Below are 17,739 nucleotides of genomic sequence, written 5' to 3'. Positions count from 1 at the left end.
TAATGTTAGAACAGCATATTATTGATTCATTCGTATCCATTGTTGGCCAAGATAATGTCGATACGTCCAATATGGGGCGTTTAACGTATAGTTACGATGCGACTCCAAATTTCCAAGCGATGCCGGATGCGGTTGTCGCACCTCGCAATACAAATGAAATAGCCGAAATATTAAAGGTATGTAATGATCATAAAGTTCCTGTTTACGTTCGTGGCTCTGGAACAAACCTTTGTGCAGGAACATGTCCACTTGAAGGCGGCGTTGTTCTTATTTTCCGCCATATGAATCGTATTTTAGAAATTGATGAAGAAAACTTAACAATTACGGTGCAAGCAGGTGTCATTACTCTTGATATTATTAAGGCCGCCCAAGAAAAAGGACTATTTTATCCACCAGATCCAAGCTCCATGAAAATTTCTACAATTGGCGGCAACATTAATGAAAATTCCGGTGGATTGCGCGGTTTAAAATATGGTGTAACACGTGACTATGTTATGGGTCTTGAGATTGTTCTCCCAAATGGCGACATCATTCGCACTGGCGGGAAATTAGCAAAAGATGTAGCAGGCTATGATTTAACTCGTCTATTTATCGGGTCTGAAGGAACACTTGGGGTTGTAACAGAAGCGATTTTAAAACTTATTCCAATGCCTGAAACAAAGAAAACAATGCTGGCATTATACCAAGACATCAATGAAGCCGCTCGTGCTGTTTCAGCAATTATCGCAAATAAAATTATTCCAGCAACACTGGAGTTTTTAGATCAACCAACAATCGAAGTTGTAGAAGAGTTTGCACAAATTGGTTTACCAACAGATGTAAAAGCCATTCTTCTGATCGAACAAGATGGTTCTCCAGAAGTTGTAAACCGTGATATTGAAAAAATGGCCGAAGTTTGTCGTTCTATGCATGCAGTTGACGTCCGTGTTGCCAAGGATGAAACAGAAGCTGATGCGCTCCGCACAGCACGCCGCAGCGCTCTTTCTGCTTTAGCAAGACTCAAGCCTACAACAATTTTAGAAGATGCAACTGTACCACGTTCACAAATTGCCGCAATGGTTGAAGCAATTAATGAAATAGCAAAGAAATATAACATCTCCATTTGTACATTTGGTCATGCTGGCGATGGTAACTTACATCCAACTTGTATGACAGATGCACGTAATGAAGAAGAAATGCATCGTGCTGAAAAAGCATTTGCAGAAATTTTCGAAAAAGCAATTGAACTTGGCGGCACAATTACAGGAGAACACGGCGTTGGTGCCATGAAGGCTCCTTATTTAGAATTAAAATTAGGAAAAGAAGGCATCGCTGCCATGAAAGGCATTAAACAAGCGTTTGACCCGCATAACATTATGAACCCTGGAAAAATGTTTGCAAAAGACTCTCGTAAAAGAGTGGTGGCCCAGCGATGACAACATTAAACAAAACCCAGATTCAAAAAGAATTTAAAGAGCGCCTCAGTGAAGATGAATTATTAAATTGTATGCGCTGTGGATTTTGCTTACCAACTTGTCCAACTTATATTCAATCTGGGTATAAAGAATCACACTCCCCGCGTGGTCGCATTGCGATTATGAAAGGAGTCGTTGATGGCTTAATTGAACCCGATGAAGATGTTGAAAACACATTAAATGTTTGCCTTGGCTGCCGCGCTTGTGAACCCGTTTGTCCATCCGGTGTCAACTATGGACATTTACTAGAAGAAGCACGGGATATTATTAACCAAAACAAGAAGTTTTCCATGCCAGTCAAAGCTGTTCGTAAAGTCGTATTTGAAGGTTTATTCCCTCACCAAAACCGGATGCGAACATTAACAGGGCTTATCGGTTTTTATCAACGTTCTGGTTTACAAGCGTTAACGCATAAAACAGGAATTATGAAGCTGTTCCCTGAAACGTTAGCAACAATAGATCTTGTCTTACCGAAAGTACCAAAAATGAAGGAAATGAAAGATCGCCCTGAATTTTTGCCAGCTGAAACAACGAAGAAAAAACGCGTTGCTTTCTTTACGGGTTGTTTAATGGATACGATGTTTTTAGAAACAAATAATGCTACGATGAAATTGCTTCAGCTTGCTGGCTGCGATGTTGTTATTCCGAAAGAACAAAGTTGTTGCGGAGCACTACATGGTCATGCTGGAGAAAAAGGCGGAGCAAAAGAACTTGCAAAAAGAAACATTCAAGCCTTTGAAGATTTAAAAATCGATTATATCATTACAAATGCCGGTGGTTGCGGTGCTTATTTAGTAGATTATGACTACTTATTAAAAGATGATCCAGAATGGGCTGAGCGCGCACAACAGTTTGTTACGAAAATAAAAGATATCACTGCTATTTTAGTAGAACTAGATTTCCATAAACGAAATAATTTACGTCTTCCTCCGCAAATTATCACTTATCAAGATTCTTGCCATTTACGCAATGTGATGCGGACAGCAACTGAACCACGTATGTTACTAAAAGCCATTCAAGGCGTGACATATCGCGAGATGAAAGATGCGGACCGCTGCTGTGGTTCTGCTGGTATTTACAATATTGTTCATTCTGAACTATCTATGGAATTTTTAGATTATAAAATGGAGCGTGTTCACGAAACAGATGCAGCAACCATTGTCACTGCCAATCCAGGCTGCTTACTACAAATGAAACTCGGAATTGAACGAGAAAACATTTCTCATAAAATGAGAGGTGTTCATATTGTAGATGTGTTATTAGAAGCAATTGAATACAACTCGTAATATATGTAACAATATGAAAACGGCCATCTCTTTCCTCTATGTAAAGGGATAGCCGCTTTTTTATCCGCTACAACATTAAAAATATGTTACTGTCTCATGAAAAAGAACAACAAAAAGATTACAGTTTTGTTAAAAATCATCCATTATATTCCTCAACAAAATTCTTAAATCCTTGCTATGATTACCTTCCTCCTTTCACAAATAGGTAAGTATACCCAATTTATTCCCTTTACATGTGAAGCAGAACATGCTGAAAATCCCTTTTACAATCTAGTTTTCTCTCTTTCTAGCTCCTTTTTACATCTAGGATAAAAAAGGAAATTTCAGAGTCTATGTATTTTTTTCCATCCTTTTTTCTGCAATTTGTATGCTACGATGAATTTGTCAGTCGGACAGACAGGCAAACATAAATCTGTTTGATAACAGTTAAAAAACTTTTACATAGGGGGACACATGTCATGAAAAAACGTGTTTTATTATCTGTAGCAGCAGCGACTGCACTTACTCTAGGAGTATCAACGCTAGATGCACAGGCTGCAACGCTGCAACCAGCTACAATGAAGGTTCAAAATATTCAGCAAGCTAAAGTGATTATGCAACATATGAATCAACAAGAATTGCAAAATTACTTACAATCTATGGGGATTAACTCACAAGTACAATGGAATCAAATTCAATTCCAACAAGGTAACTGCTTCATTCCTGGTGAGCAACCAAACGTAACAGTACCTAATGAAAATGAAGTAGTAACACCTCCAACTGCGAAACCAGAAACACAAAAACCAGTTGAAAATGAAGAAACTGCAAAACCAGAAGCACAAAAGCCTGCTGAAAACAATAACAATAACAATAACAATACTAACAACAACGAAACACAAAAACCTGCTGAAAACAAACCAGCAGAAGATACAAAAGGCTCTTTAAGTGAATTTGAACAACGCGTTGTTGAATTAACAAATGCTGAGCGTACAAAACAAGGCTTACCAGCATTAAAAGTAGACGCTGAATTAAGTAAAGTTGCACGTATTAAGTCTGAAGATATGCAAAAAAATAACTACTTCGATCATAACAGTCCAACATACGGATCTCCATTTGATATGATGAAGAAGTTTGGTATTTCTTATAAATCTGCAGGTGAAAATATCGCTCAAGGCCAACGTACACCAGAAGAAGTTGTACAAGCTTGGATGAACAGTGAAGGTCACCGTGCAAACATTTTAAATAGCGGTTTCACTCATATCGGTGTTGGATATGTAGAAAGCGGAAACTACTGGACACAACAATTTATTACGAAGTAAATAGAAAAAGAGTCTTCTACTATAGAAGGCTCTTTTTATGTTTCATAGTTTTCTAATGTATATGCATATAAAATATAGAACATAAAAGAAATTGACCCACAGCTAATTACACTAATTAACAAGTAAAAACCCCACTCTTGTTTCAAAAATAAACAACCCAAAATCATAATTGCCATCCCTTGAAAAATACGCTGACTATACAAACGTATTTTCTGTAACACGACAGGCTCCTCTTCCTTCCTTTTTCCTCTTTGAAATCCTTTACTTATCATAAATAGGAATACACTAATCCCCATTGTAAGCCAAGTTTGAAACTGTATATTGATTCCGATACCAACGGTGAGAACAATCATATGAATAAACAACAAAAATAAAAACACACTTTTTTCAAATCCCCTTACAATGTATTGTTCTGCTTCCCGAAACTTATATATGTATTGTGAGATTATATACAATATGCTGTGTAACAAAATAATGAGGCATGGAATAAATAATACAAAAACTTGTTTCCTTACAAATTCATTTGTTTTACCACTCTGGTTCCAATGTACCGCTACATGATTTGGTAAGTATGGATATACAACTAGCGTAAATAGAAGACACGCCAAAAATATCCCCATAATAAACCTATATCTTGCCAAATGACCTTCACCTCTCTTTTCTATTTACGAGCTTCTATTCTCATAAGCGATTTCCTGCAGAGAAAAAAATTTCTCCATAAAAAAAAGCCAAACTTTACTTGTTCGACTTTTGGAAAGACTGCATAATATGATTTAGATTTTGAGGAAGTGGAACCTCTACTGTAACCTTTTCTTTTGTAATTGGATGTAACAAAGCAATACGTACCGCATGCAATGCTTGGCAAGACATATATGTTGTTTTCCCGCCATATAACGTATCCCCAACAAGCGGATTACCCATATGACTCATATGAACACGAATTTGATGGGTTCTTCCTGTCTCTAATTGCAATGTCACAAGCGTCACATCTTGCTTTTTAAAATATTGTTCTACTTTATAATACGTTACAGCATGATCACCTTTTTGAGAAACACGGCGCCTTGTTGCATGATGCCTGTCTCTTCCAATCGCTGCATCAATAATCCCTTGCTTCTTTTTTACTTTTCCTTCAACCAATGCCATATATGTTCTTTTAATATTTCGCTCCATTAACAATCGATCCATAATTGCACCGGCTAACGCATGCTTTGCAAATACGACACCACCGGTTGTATCTTTATCTAACCTATGAATATGACGTACTTTTGTCTCTAATCCTTGTATTTGTAAATGAAAGGCAACACAGTTTGCAAGTGTTCCTGTTCCCTCTTTATCTGAGGGATGTGTGTCCATTTGCACAGGTTTATTGACAATTAATACGTGATCATCCTCAAATAATACATCAAGATCATGAAATTCTGGCTGAACGCCATACTCTTCTTGGAAAAACATATGAACTTGCAGCTTATCTCCTTCTCTTACAGGCTCGCTCCACCGTTTCCGTTCTCCATTCACAACAATTCCTTTTTCCATACGAAGTTGATGCAATAATTTTTTAGGGACGCCCCACTCTTCTTTTAAAAGCGAATCAATAATCATACCATCCCATTTAGCAGGAACTATAATTTCGCACCATTCTCCCTTTTTCTTTGTTTCCATACCTATCACCTTATTTCTATTCATTCTTCTATTGTACCGGAAAATGCTTCGTTATGCACCGTTCAAAAGAAAAGACAGTCTATATAACAGACTGTCTACTAAGCGCGTAGCCTCTTCATTTCTTGTAGCATTTCCTCTGCTTTTTGCTCATATGATAGGTCCTTGAAAAAATCAGCTAATCGCTTATAGTCATTATAAGCGTCTAATAGTTCATCAATCGTTTCTTGACAGGGTAACTTCAGCTTTTGCTTCATTTTAATCGGGTACCGATAACCCGACATTTCATGTATTTTATAAAACTCTTCCTCCACTTGAATCACCTTTACAAGTTCCTCTTCTTCTGCATCCATGGTATATCCATCAAACTCTCGCAACAATTCATAAATAATATGTGTCCATTCGTCCTTTGGATAAAACCCTTTTTCTAGCCTATAGCCGACAATGCGATACATGTGCCCATCATTTTCTGCAAACTGTACAGTATCATTTAACTTGAATTTAAAATAACGAAACATTGTCTTCACCTGCTTTTATATGTATGTAATGTTCTTATCACATACTATTTGCAAAAAGAGGGCGATGCTATTCATGCAAAAAGCGCTCATCTACAAGATGAACGCTTTTTTTCAATCCATTTTCTTCTCTTTCTTCTTTCGAAACGGCAACCACCAATTCCAATCTCCGAACATTTTCATTAAACTTGGCACTAACATGAGCCTAATAATCGTTGCATCAAGAAAAATAGCAAGTGCAACACCAAGCCCCATTTGCTTCACTGGCAGAATATCAGTAAACGCAAATGCACCTGTTACGACAATCATAATGAGAGCGGCTGACGTAATAATACGGCTCGTTGAGACAAGCCCTTCTAGTGTCGCCGTATCATTATCTCCTGTCTCTTCATACAATTCATGAATACGAGAAATAAGGAACACTTCATAGTCCATACTTAGGCCAAAAACAAGTCCAAAAATAAAGATTGGCAACACGAATAGCACAGGGCTCTGTTCTAATCCAAAATGGCCACCTTCAAAAAGCCAGATTACAATACCGATTGTTGCACTTAAACTAAGAACATTCATAACAATGGCCTTAATTGGGATTAGTACGGAGCGGAATGCAATTAATAAAATAAGAAAAGTTGAACCAAATATAACAGACATCCCAATGACAACTTTATCTTTAATTTCATCCTCCAGCTCTTGTTGAAATGTTGTCATGCCCCCTAAATAATAAGTCACGCCATCATCTTGATACGTTTCTTTAAAATCACGAACCCATTGCTTTGCGGTCTCCGTTCGTGGTTTTGTATGCAAGAAAACTTGAACGGTTGTTTTATTTTTTTTTGTATATGCTTCAAGTACAGGTTCTACTTGCGCACGCTGCGGTGATTGTAACAATCCAGTAACCTGCTCTGCCGTCATACCGTTTAGCTCATCATACATACTCTTTACTTTGTATACATGTTTATCTTTTTTCAGTTTTTGAACAACATCTTCTATCTGTTGTAAATTTTCTTTTTTCGTTACATCGCTTTTTGTTTCTAGTATCAGAGTAACATCTGCATGCTCTTTTACAATTTTATGGAATGACTCTTCATAGCTTTCATAAGCAGTTCGTGTATCACTTTTCTCTGGCAATGCTTCTACTCCTGGAAACTGAAGATTTGCAGTACGCAGCGGCAATAAACACACGATGATAAAAAGAGTAACAACTATGATCATCATAATCGGATGCTTCATAACAAACTGAGCAAATTTCCGCCACATATTTGATGTACGAGGTGCAGCTTGATTCTTTTTCAATAACCGCTTTCCGATTAAGGATAACAGTGCTGGAAGAAGTGTTAATGAAAATAAAATACTCATTACAACAACAATCATCCCACTAATCGCCACAGATTGAATATAATCAATTTCAAAGAAAAACAAACCTGATAACCCAACAAATACGCACAAGCCTGAAAATACAATTGCCCGACCAGCCGTTTGATACGTAACGGCTATCGCTTCTTTTACCGTACGATGTGCTACCTCCTCCCGAAAACGATTGACAAACAACAGTGCAAAATCAATCGATAAAGCAAGGCCAATCATAGGCGCTACATTCAATACAAAAATCGATAGTTCTTTATCCACGCCGATAAAATATAGAATACCCATTGTACTAATAACGCTAAGAGCCCCGTTTATAATCGGTAAGATCGATGCAATCAAGCTACCAAATGACAATAGTAAAACAAGAAATGCAATTGGTAAGCCAATCATTTCTGCCACTTTCAAATCATTCTGTGTGCGTTCATTAATTTCATCATTAATCACGGGAAAACCAGTTGGGGATACCTTCACAGCATTGCTGCTTTCCTTTTTCACTTCACTTGCAAAATGTAATGTTTTTTCATTCCGTTCTTTGCTTGTTTTTCCGGAAAATAAAATAGTCGCATACGCAATATCGTCTTGTAACATTTCCTTATTTTCTAACGGATGATGAAACGAATCGTATGTTTCTTTCGTTTGAATTTGTTTTACGATTTCTTCTATTCGTTTATGAAACTGTTCTTTTGAAGTTCCTTTTTCCTTTTGAAAAACAAGCAGAAGCGTATCTTGTGACTGCTTAAAATCTTTATCTAAAATCGCCTTTGTCGTTTGATAGTCTCCCTTTGTTTGGAAGCCATCTCCCCCTAATACACCTGGGAGCTTTGGTGCAAAAATGCTAAGTGCTACCGCTAGCACAAGCAAGGCCGCTATGACTGTATAACGAAATTGATAGAGAAAGATACCCACTTTTCCCCATTTATCTACCTTATGTACATTTGTTTTCACACACCATCACCTACTTTATATAATTAATGAATCTGCATACATTTTATCACATCGCTTATTACGAAATAGTCGCGTTTTGATTTTGTCGCATATATTCTACAAAAAAAATGTCCGAAAAAACCAGTTATATCAGTCTTTTCGGACACCCTTTACCTCTCTTGATTCATTTGAAATCGCTCTGACAATAATCGATGAAAATAAATGGCTATGATTAAAAGAATTCCACCTGCGCAATAACCAGCTAAAATATCAGTCGGATAATGAACAGATAAAATAACGCGACTCAATCCAATCCATAGAATTAATATCACCATAGCAATCGTAATAACAATCTTTCCGGCTACGTTTTTCACATTTGCAGCAATAATATAAGCGAGGAATCCATACGTTATAGTCGATAACATAGCATGTCCGCTTGGGAAACTATATCCAAGGGCATCTAGCGCCGCATTTAAACTCGGACGATCCCTTTTCACAATCTCTTTTATTCCTTTATTAACAAGATGTGTCATAAGTATAGCAACGGGATAAACGACCATGGCTACGTAATAACGCTTCTTAAAAAAAACAATGAGACTAATCAAAACAGTACTAATAATCCCAATGGCAGAGCCAAGCTTTGTAAAAAAGGAGAAAAATGAAAGCGATCCCTCTGTTTGCAAGCCTTTTACAAGTCCTCTTACATATTCATCAAATGCTGTCACATCACCTGCTTGTACTCTCCAAGCAATCAGGCTAAATAAAGCCGCTAATAAGATAATACAAAACATCTCATATCGATGTAATTTTCGTTTCAAAGCATGTCCTCCTACTATAAAAAAAATGCGATTTCTATTTAGAAACCGCATTTTCATTACTTATTTCCCTTTTGTTTTTAGCTCTGTCCAATAACGGTCATAATCTTTTAATTTATTATCTACATCAACAAGCCATTCTGTACGATTTAATTCTTCTGGTGATAAGAAGATCATGTGATTATCACGATATTCTTTACTATGAAGAGCACGAGCTTTTTCATTCGGATTACTATATCCAATGGATTCGTAGTTTTTCACACTTACTTTTTCATCTAATAAGTAGTTCATAAACTTCTCTGCAAGCTCTTTATGTTTTGCACCTTTTGGAATCGCTAATGTATCCGCCCAAATTGTACCGCCTTCTTTAGGTACAACATACTCTACATCTTTATTATCTTTTGCAATGAAAGCTGCATCCCCAGACCATACTGTTCCGATCCAAGTATCTTCTGTAATGAACTTTTGTTTAATATTATCTGTATCAAATGCAAGCAAGTTAGGAAGTAGCTTTTCTAAATCATTCGCTGCTGTTTTTAGCTCCGCATCATTTGTTGTACTATTTGAAAATCCGTTCTTTTTCAGAGCCATTCCTAATACTTCACGAGAGTCATTTAATACAGTAACGTGTCCTTTATATTTCTCGTTCCATAAGTCATTCCAGCTTGTTGGCGCTTCTTTTACATATTTTTTATTATAAGCAATGCCTGTTACACCCCAAGTATACACAAGAGAATATTTATTTTCCGGATCAAACGGAGGTGTTTTAAAGTTAGAAACAAGATTCTCTATGTTTGGAATGTTTTTCTTGTCTAACGGTTCTAGTAATTTCATTTCCGCCATCGTTTTAACCATGTAGTCAGACGGTTGAATTAAATCATACTTTGCACCGCCCGCTTGTAACTTCGCAAGCATTTCTTCGTTACTTGCATACTTATCATAGTTAATTTTCACGTTATATTTCTTTTCAAAATCCTTTAACACTTGCTCATCAAAATTATCAGCCCAGCTATAAATATTTAGCTCTTCTTTCTTTTCACCACAGCCAGCTAATACACCGGCAACAAGGCTGAAGCTAAGTGCTGCACCAGCTACTGTTTTCATCCATTTCATCGATTTATTACCTCCTCTTTCTTTGTAATTCGTTACACTCTTATAGTGGAAGATGCCCTCCAGAGTTTTCTTCACCGTCTGCACCTTTATTACGGAATATTTCTGATGCAATCATTAACCCAACAATTACAACAATTAAAATTGTAGAAAGGGCGTTAATTTCAGGTGTTATCCCACGTTTCACCATACTATAAATATATAATGGCAATGTTGTTGATCCTGGACCTGATACGAAGAAACTAATTACAAAATCATCAATTGATAATGTGAATGTTAATAATGCCGCTGAAATAACGCCAGGCGCGATTCCAGGCAGCGTTACATAACGAAACGTTTGCCAAGGCGTTGCCCCTAAATCATTTGCTGCTTCCTCTAAATCACGCCCCATACCGGAAAGACGTGCTGCCAAAATAACAACGACGAACGAAATACTAAATGTAATATGTGCAATGATAATTGTTGTTTGCCCTAATTCCATGCCAAGTTGGCTAAATAAAATAAGTAACGATAATCCCATTAAAATATCAGGAATTAAGATTGGTAAATATACCAGTCCATTAATCGCACCTTCAAAACGATACTTATAACGGTGCAGTGCCACTGCGAAAAGCACGCCAAGAATTGTTGTTACAACTGTCGTAATAAGCGCAATGGTAATACTATTAATAAACGCATCAATTACGTCTTGTTTTTGAAATAAATCCGTGTACCAATGAAGTGTAAATCCTTCCCATTCCGCGTTTATACGAGAATCATTAAAGGAATATATCATTAATACCATCATCGGAAAATACAAGAACAATAAAATAACCCAAGAATAAGAGACTAAAAACTTCTTCATTTTTGTCTATTCCCCTCCGTTTCCGTATTTATATACTTTCGTAGCACGATAATATAAGTAAATTAACAGAACGGAGAACAGAACAACAATGATAGATAACGCTGATCCAAATGGCCAATCACGCGCACCTAAAAATTGATTTTGAATGACGTTTCCGATTAATGCTACTTTTGATCCACCCATTACGTCGGATACAACGAACATTCCAATAGATGAAACAAATACTAAAATCGAACCCGTTGCAATCCCTGACATTGTCATTGGCACTGTTACATGCCAAAATGCTTTAAATGGTGTTGCTCCTAAATCATATGCTGCTTCTAGCTTTCGTTTATCAAGTTGTTCAATCGATGCATACACCGGTAAAATCATAAATGGTAGTAAAGAATATACCATACCTAATACAACAGAAGGTGTATTATACAATAAATTTAACGGTTCAGTAATAATACCTAACTTCAGTAATAATGTATTTACAAGGCCTTGTGAACGTAAAATGACAATCCACGCATAGGAACGTACAAGGAAATTAATCCAAAATGGAATTGTTGCTAATAGTAGTAAAATGGAACGATATTTTCGGTCCACAATTGTGATCGTATACGCAAATGGATAACCAATGAGTAAACAAAGAGCCGTTGTAATAAATGCAATTTTCACTGTTTCCCATAATGTATTCATATACAATGGGTCAAACACGCGCGATATATTATCTAATGTAAATTGCATCTCCACTGTTCCGTATGCCCCGCGCTGCAGAAACGCAAATGCTAATACGAATAAGAGTGGAAATAAAAAGAAGATGAGCAACCATGTAACTGTAGGTAATGCGAGTAGTTTCCCTTTTCTCAATTTAAGGTCACCTCATCCTCTTGCACCCAGCCTACATATACATTATCTCCAATGCTCCACTGCGTTGCTTCTTCGGCAGTTTGATACGCCATTAATAACTCTGATGTTTTTTCATCACGTACATAAAGCTTTTCCATATTTCCAACAAACTCAATATCTTCAATATGCCCAAGGTGATATTCTTGCATAATCGGTTGCTCAACCGAACGTACTTTTACATTTTCTGGGCGTACTGCTACGTAGGTTTCCCCATTTTGAATAATATTATTTTCACCGATGAATGTCGCAACGAACATTGTTTTCGGTTCTTTATAAATCTCCTTAGGCGTACCGATCTGCTCAATATGTCCTTTATTCATAACAACGATGCGGTCGCTCATGCTCATGGCTTCTTCTTGGTCATGCGTCACATAAATGAACGTAATTCCTAAGTTACGCTGCAAGTTCTTTAATTCACGCTGCAAATCTTTTCTTAACTTGAAGTCAAGTGCTCCGAGTGGTTCATCCAGTAATAACACACGAGGATTGTTTACAATCGCCCTAGCAATCGCTACACGTTGCTGCTGTCCACCCGAAAGTTTTGAAGGCTTACGATTACGAAATTCAAGTAGCTGTGTTAAGCGCATCGCTTCTTCCGCACGCTCTTTTTGTTCTGCGGCCGATACCTTTTGCATTTTCATGCCAAAACAAATGTTTTTCTCAACTGTCATATGTGGGAATAATGCGTAATGCTGGAACACTAGGTTCATATGACGCTTATAAGGTGGCAAATCATTGATTTTTTCATCATCAAGTAAAAGATCACCTTTTGTAGGAGTTTCAAACCCAGCAATCATACGAAGTAAAGTCGTCTTACCACAACCACTTGGTCCAAGGATCGTTAAAAATTCCCCTTCTTTAATATCTAAAGAAAGAGGTGGAATAATCACTTGTTCTCCAAAATGTTTTTCTACCGCTTCAACTTTAATAATCTTTTTCATTTTCTCGTCCTATCTACCTCAAATTTTTATTTTTTATATTCATGAATACGTATTGGTTTTATATATATTATTTTTTGTTTCAATCCAAACAAAAATGGTTGTTTAACAGCCTTTTTTCCTATTCCATATAGTATGTTTGATTCATTTTTTCATGATACACATGTTGAACAGAAAAACCCCTTCACGTTGAAGGGGTTTTTATCATACGGCTACGCCAACTGATAAACACCATCACTATTTTAACAACTTTCGTATAAATTTTAAAGCACTTTTTGTAGAAGAATAACGAATTTTCATGTCGAATGCCGTTGATTGCAACAAAATGCTTTTATAATGAGAAAATGTGCGAAAACTCTGTTCACCATGATAGCTTCCTAACCCACTATTTCCCACCCCGCCAAAGGGTAAATATGGAGTAGCAAGATGATACACAACATCATTGATACAACCTCCCCCATATGGAATGTTCCGTGTAACTTGTTTTTGAATTTCTTTGTTCTCTGAAAATACATATAAGGCCAGTGGTTTTGGATGCTGTTGAACTGTTGTAATGACATCTTCTATTTTATTATATTCCATAAGGGGCAAAATCGGTCCGAAAATCTCATCTTCCATGACTGCATCCTGCCAAGTTATATTTGTTAAAACTGTCGGCTCAATTTGCAAAGCATCCTCATTATATTTCCCACCAACTTCTATCGTACCATCCTGTAAAAAAGAGCATAGTCTCTCAAAATGACGCTTGCTTACAATCCGAACATATTTTGCATTTTGTAACGGTTGTTCACCATATTGATTTCGTATTTCAGTTCGTAACGCTTCTATAAATTGTTCTTTCACAGAAGAATGAACATAGATATAATCCGGTGCAACGCATGTTTGTCCAGCATTTAAAAACTTCCCCCATACGATGCGCCGTGCCGCTACTTCTAATTTTGCATCTTTATGTACAATGCATGGACTCTTACCACCAAGTTCTAGCGTGAGCGGCGTCAACCTTTTGGCCGCTGCTTCCATCACAACTTTTCCAATCCCAACGCTACCAGTAAAGAAAATGTAATCAAATGGTTCTTTTAATAAGGCTGTACTCTCATCAACTCCGCCTTCAACAACCGCAACAAGTTCTGCTGGAAATAACTCCTGCAGCATCTTTGCAAGCAGGTTAGAGACGTTAGGTGTTAATTCAGACGGTTTTAGTATAACCGTGTTTCCAGCCGCAAGGGCACCTACAAGTGGTGCTATGGCAAGTTGAAACGGATAATTCCACGGAGCCATCACAAGCGTTACGCCGTACGGCTCTGGAACTACTTTTCCTCTTGAACCAACATGTGTTAATGCTGTTCGAACACGCTTCGGCTTACTCCATGAAGAAAGATGCTTTTTTAGAAATGAAATTTCCTTTAATACATACCCGACTTCTGTCGTAAACGATTCATGATCCGACTTATTTAAATCTAGTTTCAATGCTTGAAAAATGTCCGATTCAAAACGCCCAATCCCTTCATATAATTTTTGTAAATGTTTTTTTCTCTCTTCTATATTTCTTGTGTTTCCTTTATAAAAATACGCCTTTTGTCTTTTCACAATAGAAGTGATATTCATCAGCTACACACTCCCTCTATTTATATAAAACATTTTTATCGCTCTTAAATCACTTTTATGTATATAAATACAAATTAAAAAACCGACATAAAACCCTTCTTTTTAGGTGGGAGAGAGCATCCGGCCATGCATAGAAGCGGTCAGATCCTTTTCCTGCCCAGACATAGTGAAAACAAAGAGAGAAAACGAGTGCAGGTCACCTTTTGTTATCCATAGCCGCGGCTATATGTCGAAAAATCAAAATGGATTTATATAGATCTCACCTTGATAAAAGATTACTATATATGAAGTTTCATTATATATGAGTTTTTACTTAACTGAAAATACATTTGCTCATAAAGTGAAACTTTAATCAGTGGGGGTTTTCTTCATCCCCCACTGATTATTAGTTGAACCAATCGGGCTTTTACGGGCTGTTTATTTCCCACCTAAACTTCTTTGTAATCCTCAAGTTTTGAGGTGGGAGTTTTACAGCCCGTTAATGCGGGATAAAAAAAGCTGTTGAAAGGAAAACCTCTCAACAGCTTCTTCATTATTTACGGTATAAGCGAACTGCTCCTGCAGAGTTATCGTCTGCTTGGCCAACTACTTCAAATTTCAAGCCAAGCTTCGGTACGTTACGTCCTGCATCTGGAATTTGTTGGTTGATATAAGCTTTAGAATCGTCAAACTTCGCTACACCTGGTAATCCATCATATACGAATGTGCCACGTGTTGGATGTACAACTTTCCAAGCTGGTGTTTGGTTGAATGAGAATGCAGCATCCGCAATTTGGAAACGTGTGCTATCTTTATACATTGGTTTTCCATTTAAAACTCCAGCGATTGCTTCAGGATGTGAATCTACGACTCCTAAGAAACCATCTCCTGGATGGACACCAACCCAGTTATCAAGGTAGGTTTCATCAGCATACCATACAACTAAACCAGTGTTATATACAGGCCCACGTGCATGTTTTAACGCTTCGTCAGAACCAGAATAGTTTCTCCACTCTAAATAGTAATGATGATCTTTCTTATCAAATCCGTTTGATACAACGAATCCATTTAATTTCAATTTTGCATCGCCTTCTGCATCATCAGAGAAGACAACTTGTCCATCTACTGTTAAAGATGCATTATCAAGTGCAAAGCCATTAAGCGCTAAACCACCATCTGTAATATATTCAAACACAAGTTTCACTTTTTTCCCTTTGAATTGACTTAAATCATACGATTTGTCTACCCATTTTCCAAGAGTTGTATCTGCGCCACCTTTTACATTTTCATCGCCAAGCTTGTCAATTAATGTTTTTGTTCCATCTTCTGTTACTGCATGTACTTCTAAGAAATCATACTCTGTTTCAATTTCGTATAATGATTTGAAATCAAATTTCGCATTTGTTGCATTCGTTAAATCGAACAGTGGTGTCTCCATTGTTGTATGAAGGTCATCACCTCTTGTACTATAGTAATATTTCTTACCGAATGCAGGTTCAATTCCTTTTACCTCTTTATCTGGTAAATTAACACGAATTAGACCTGGTCGATTAGATTTCGTTACACTTTGATCTAAGTATGTTGCTAAACCGATACCTTTATTTAATTTCTCGTAATCTACTTCTACAATGTTCGCCCAGTTTCCGCCCATGTTCTTTTGAAAGAACTCTTTGTTTTGCGGAGAGAAGCTTGTTGGCGTTGTTCCAGCGATTTTACCAGCCCAGCTACCACCACTCATAATAGACCAAGCTTGAACTGGTTCTCCGCCTCCAGAATACTTCGTATCATACTCATCTGGAAGACCTAAATCATGACCAAATTCATGTGCGAATACACCAACTGCCCCATCTTCTGGTTCAATCGTGTAATCCAATGCTGCCATCTTACCGCCCCAATATGGAACTTTTGCTGTTGTACCTTCTACTGGATATGGGTTTGGTCCAACTGTCCAGCGGTGTGACCAAATTGCGTCATCTCCTAATTTACCACCACCAGCTTCTTGTCCAACGCCTGCATGAATTACCATTAAATGATCCACAAGTCCATCTGGCTCATTTTTATTACCGTCCTGATTTACATCATATTGATCAAATTGGTCAAATTCAGATAAATCAAGACCGCTATCTACTGCCGCTTTCAATGCATCTTTTACAAGATCACGTGGCCCTTTTGGTCCTTTGTTATCATGACCTTCTCCAGCATCAGCACCGTAGTCAGCCGCTTTACCTGGAACTTTTAGCCATTGTGTTACTGTTCCATCTACCGTATAACTACCACCTGATTGTTCTTGGTAGTATTGTTTAAATGTTTCAATTTTTGAACCATCGTATAACGTGAACGGCTCATCACCAAATAGCATTTTTTCATAATGCTCTTTATTAAAGTCATCTGAATACATATAACCTGGCTCTTGATCAATGTTATTATGTTTAAAATCATCATACTCTACAAGTAACACAAGCACTTTATCTTTACGAACTTCTCCATTATACGGAGCTTGTTTTGCTGGATCAGTTGGTACTTTCCCATTTAAATTCCCTTTAGGACTACTTGGTTGACCAGCACTACCATTAGCTGGTTGATCTACTTTTTCTTTCGCTTTCATGTTTGCATCTTTTACTTTTTTCATAAAGTCTGAAGCTTCTTGCGTCACGCTATCCCCCGCTGCTGGGTCTTTTCCAGGCTTATCACCTTTCTTTTTCTCTACATACTTTTCAACAGCTTTTAGCGTGTCTTCTTTTGAAGCAGACTTGTCAATAACCCCACGTTTCTTAAGAGCTTCTGCTAAACGCTCTTCTGGAATTAAATGATCATCAACTGGGCTTGAAGTTACAGTTTTACCTGGTGTTTCTGCATAAGCTGACTGACTTCCAACCCCAAATGTACAACTAAGCACGGCTGCCGCAGCAAGCGTGGACAGTACCTTAAAAGGTTTCTTTCTCATCCCTATTTCCTCCCCTAATAACAAATTGTATTAATATTTAGATAATAATAAAAATTCAATAAAATTTCAACAATTTGTTTTATTTTGTAACTTTTTTAATATTTTTGTAAAAATT

The 17,739-nt window shown here is 37.2% G+C and carries 14 protein-coding genes; 3 read left to right on the top strand and 11 right to left on the bottom strand.

Annotated features, from left to right (window positions below):
* Window positions 1-2: 2 nt before the first annotated feature.
* The 3 genes from glcD (at window position 3) to QUF99_RS09735 (ending at window position 4,038) form a co-directional block, all read left to right on the top strand.
* The gene (gene glcD, locus QUF99_RS09745; protein WP_289369770.1) at window positions 3-1,415 is read left to right on the top strand and encodes a glycolate oxidase subunit GlcD; all 1,413 of its coding nucleotides are present in this window, start codon (window positions 3-5) and stop codon (window positions 1,413-1,415) included.
* Window positions 1,412-2,740, top strand: coding sequence for a (Fe-S)-binding protein (locus QUF99_RS09740; RefSeq protein WP_289369769.1), 1,329 nt, complete (start codon window positions 1,412-1,414; stop codon window positions 2,738-2,740). Before glcD ends, QUF99_RS09740 begins: the two co-directional genes overlap by 4 nt.
* A gap of 458 nt (window positions 2,741-3,198) precedes the next feature.
* Window positions 3,199-4,038 carry a CAP domain-containing protein gene (locus tag QUF99_RS09735; protein WP_289369768.1) on the top strand — a complete coding sequence of 280 codons (840 nt, stop codon included), beginning with the start codon at window positions 3,199-3,201 and terminating at the stop codon, window positions 4,036-4,038.
* A gap of 35 nt (window positions 4,039-4,073) precedes the next feature.
* Here the strand turns inward: QUF99_RS09735 and QUF99_RS09730 are convergent, their stop codons facing one another.
* From QUF99_RS09730 to QUF99_RS09680, 11 genes are all read right to left on the bottom strand, one after another.
* Window positions 4,074-4,679 (bottom strand): DUF1648 domain-containing protein, encoded by a 606-nt coding sequence (locus QUF99_RS09730; protein ID WP_289369767.1) that lies wholly within the window; start codon window positions 4,677-4,679, stop codon window positions 4,074-4,076.
* Between the two features lie 94 nt (window positions 4,680-4,773).
* Window positions 4,774-5,697 (bottom strand): RluA family pseudouridine synthase, encoded by a 924-nt coding sequence (locus tag QUF99_RS09725; protein ID WP_289369766.1) that lies wholly within the window; start codon window positions 5,695-5,697, stop codon window positions 4,774-4,776.
* Between the two features lie 98 nt (window positions 5,698-5,795).
* Window positions 5,796-6,212, bottom strand: a complete 417-nt coding sequence (locus tag QUF99_RS09720) for a histidinol dehydrogenase (RefSeq protein WP_289369765.1) — start codon at window positions 6,210-6,212, stop codon at window positions 5,796-5,798.
* A 111-nt stretch (window positions 6,213-6,323) separates the two neighbouring features.
* A complete protein-coding gene (locus QUF99_RS09715) occupies window positions 6,324-8,519 on the bottom strand; it encodes an MMPL family transporter (protein ID WP_289369763.1) in 2,196 nt (731 codons plus the stop codon).
* 149 nt (window positions 8,520-8,668) lie between these two features.
* Window positions 8,669-9,316, bottom strand: a complete 648-nt coding sequence (locus tag QUF99_RS09710) for a phosphatase PAP2 family protein (protein WP_289369762.1) — start codon at window positions 9,314-9,316, stop codon at window positions 8,669-8,671.
* Window positions 9,317-9,376: 60 nt separating this feature from the next.
* A complete protein-coding gene (locus tag QUF99_RS09705) occupies window positions 9,377-10,426 on the bottom strand; it encodes a polyamine ABC transporter substrate-binding protein (RefSeq protein WP_289369761.1) in 1,050 nt (349 codons plus the stop codon).
* Between the two features lie 40 nt (window positions 10,427-10,466).
* Window positions 10,467-11,267, bottom strand: a complete 801-nt coding sequence (locus tag QUF99_RS09700) for an ABC transporter permease (protein ID WP_289369760.1) — start codon at window positions 11,265-11,267, stop codon at window positions 10,467-10,469.
* Window positions 11,268-11,273: 6 nt separating this feature from the next.
* On the bottom strand, window positions 11,274-12,119 hold the full coding sequence (locus tag QUF99_RS09695) for an ABC transporter permease (protein WP_289369759.1): 846 nt from the start codon (window positions 12,117-12,119) through the stop codon (window positions 11,274-11,276).
* On the bottom strand, window positions 12,116-13,099 hold the full coding sequence (gene potA / locus QUF99_RS09690; RefSeq protein ID WP_289369758.1) for a spermidine/putrescine ABC transporter ATP-binding protein PotA: 984 nt from the start codon (window positions 13,097-13,099) through the stop codon (window positions 12,116-12,118). Before potA ends, QUF99_RS09695 begins: the two co-directional genes overlap by 4 nt.
* A 234-nt stretch (window positions 13,100-13,333) precedes the next feature.
* Complete coding sequence (locus tag QUF99_RS09685) at window positions 13,334-14,701, bottom strand: aldehyde dehydrogenase (RefSeq protein WP_289369756.1); 1,368 nt, start codon at window positions 14,699-14,701, stop codon at window positions 13,334-13,336.
* A gap of 532 nt (window positions 14,702-15,233) precedes the next feature.
* The gene (locus tag QUF99_RS09680; protein ID WP_289369755.1) at window positions 15,234-17,624 is read right to left on the bottom strand and encodes an immune inhibitor A domain-containing protein; all 2,391 of its coding nucleotides are present in this window, start codon (window positions 17,622-17,624) and stop codon (window positions 15,234-15,236) included.
* Between the last annotated feature and the right edge of the window lie 115 nt (window positions 17,625-17,739).

The organism is Bacillus sp. DX4.1 (assembly GCF_030348195.1).
Lineage (GTDB): Bacteria > Bacillota > Bacilli > Bacillales > Bacillaceae_G > Bacillus_A.
Note: the sequence above shows the minus strand (reverse complement) of the source record. Positions and strands in the feature narration are given on the sequence as shown.

Excerpts from the sequence above, each read along its gene's own strand:
- glcD (WP_289369770.1), top strand. The coding sequence starts at position 3 with ATGTTAGAACAGCATATTATTGATTCATTCGTATCCATTGTTGGCCAA.
- QUF99_RS09740 (WP_289369769.1), top strand. The coding sequence starts at position 1,412 with ATGACAACATTAAACAAAACCCAGATTCAAAAAGAATTTAAAGAGCGC.
- QUF99_RS09735 (WP_289369768.1), top strand. The coding sequence starts at position 3,199 with ATGAAAAAACGTGTTTTATTATCTGTAGCAGCAGCGACTGCACTTACT.
- QUF99_RS09725 (WP_289369766.1), bottom strand. The coding sequence starts at position 5,697 with ATGGAAACAAAGAAAAAGGGAGAATGGTGCGAAATTATAGTTCCTGCT.
- QUF99_RS09720 (WP_289369765.1), bottom strand. The coding sequence starts at position 6,212 with ATGTTTCGTTATTTTAAATTCAAGTTAAATGATACTGTACAGTTTGCA.
- QUF99_RS09705 (WP_289369761.1), bottom strand. The coding sequence starts at position 10,426 with ATGAAATGGATGAAAACAGTAGCTGGTGCAGCACTTAGCTTCAGCCTT.
- QUF99_RS09700 (WP_289369760.1), bottom strand. The coding sequence starts at position 11,267 with ATGAAGAAGTTTTTAGTCTCTTATTCTTGGGTTATTTTATTGTTCTTG.
- potA (WP_289369758.1), bottom strand. The coding sequence starts at position 13,099 with ATGAAAAAGATTATTAAAGTTGAAGCGGTAGAAAAACATTTTGGAGAA.
- QUF99_RS09685 (WP_289369756.1), bottom strand. The coding sequence starts at position 14,701 with ATGAATATCACTTCTATTGTGAAAAGACAAAAGGCGTATTTTTATAAA.
- QUF99_RS09680 (WP_289369755.1), bottom strand. The coding sequence starts at position 17,624 with ATGAGAAAGAAACCTTTTAAGGTACTGTCCACGCTTGCTGCGGCAGCC.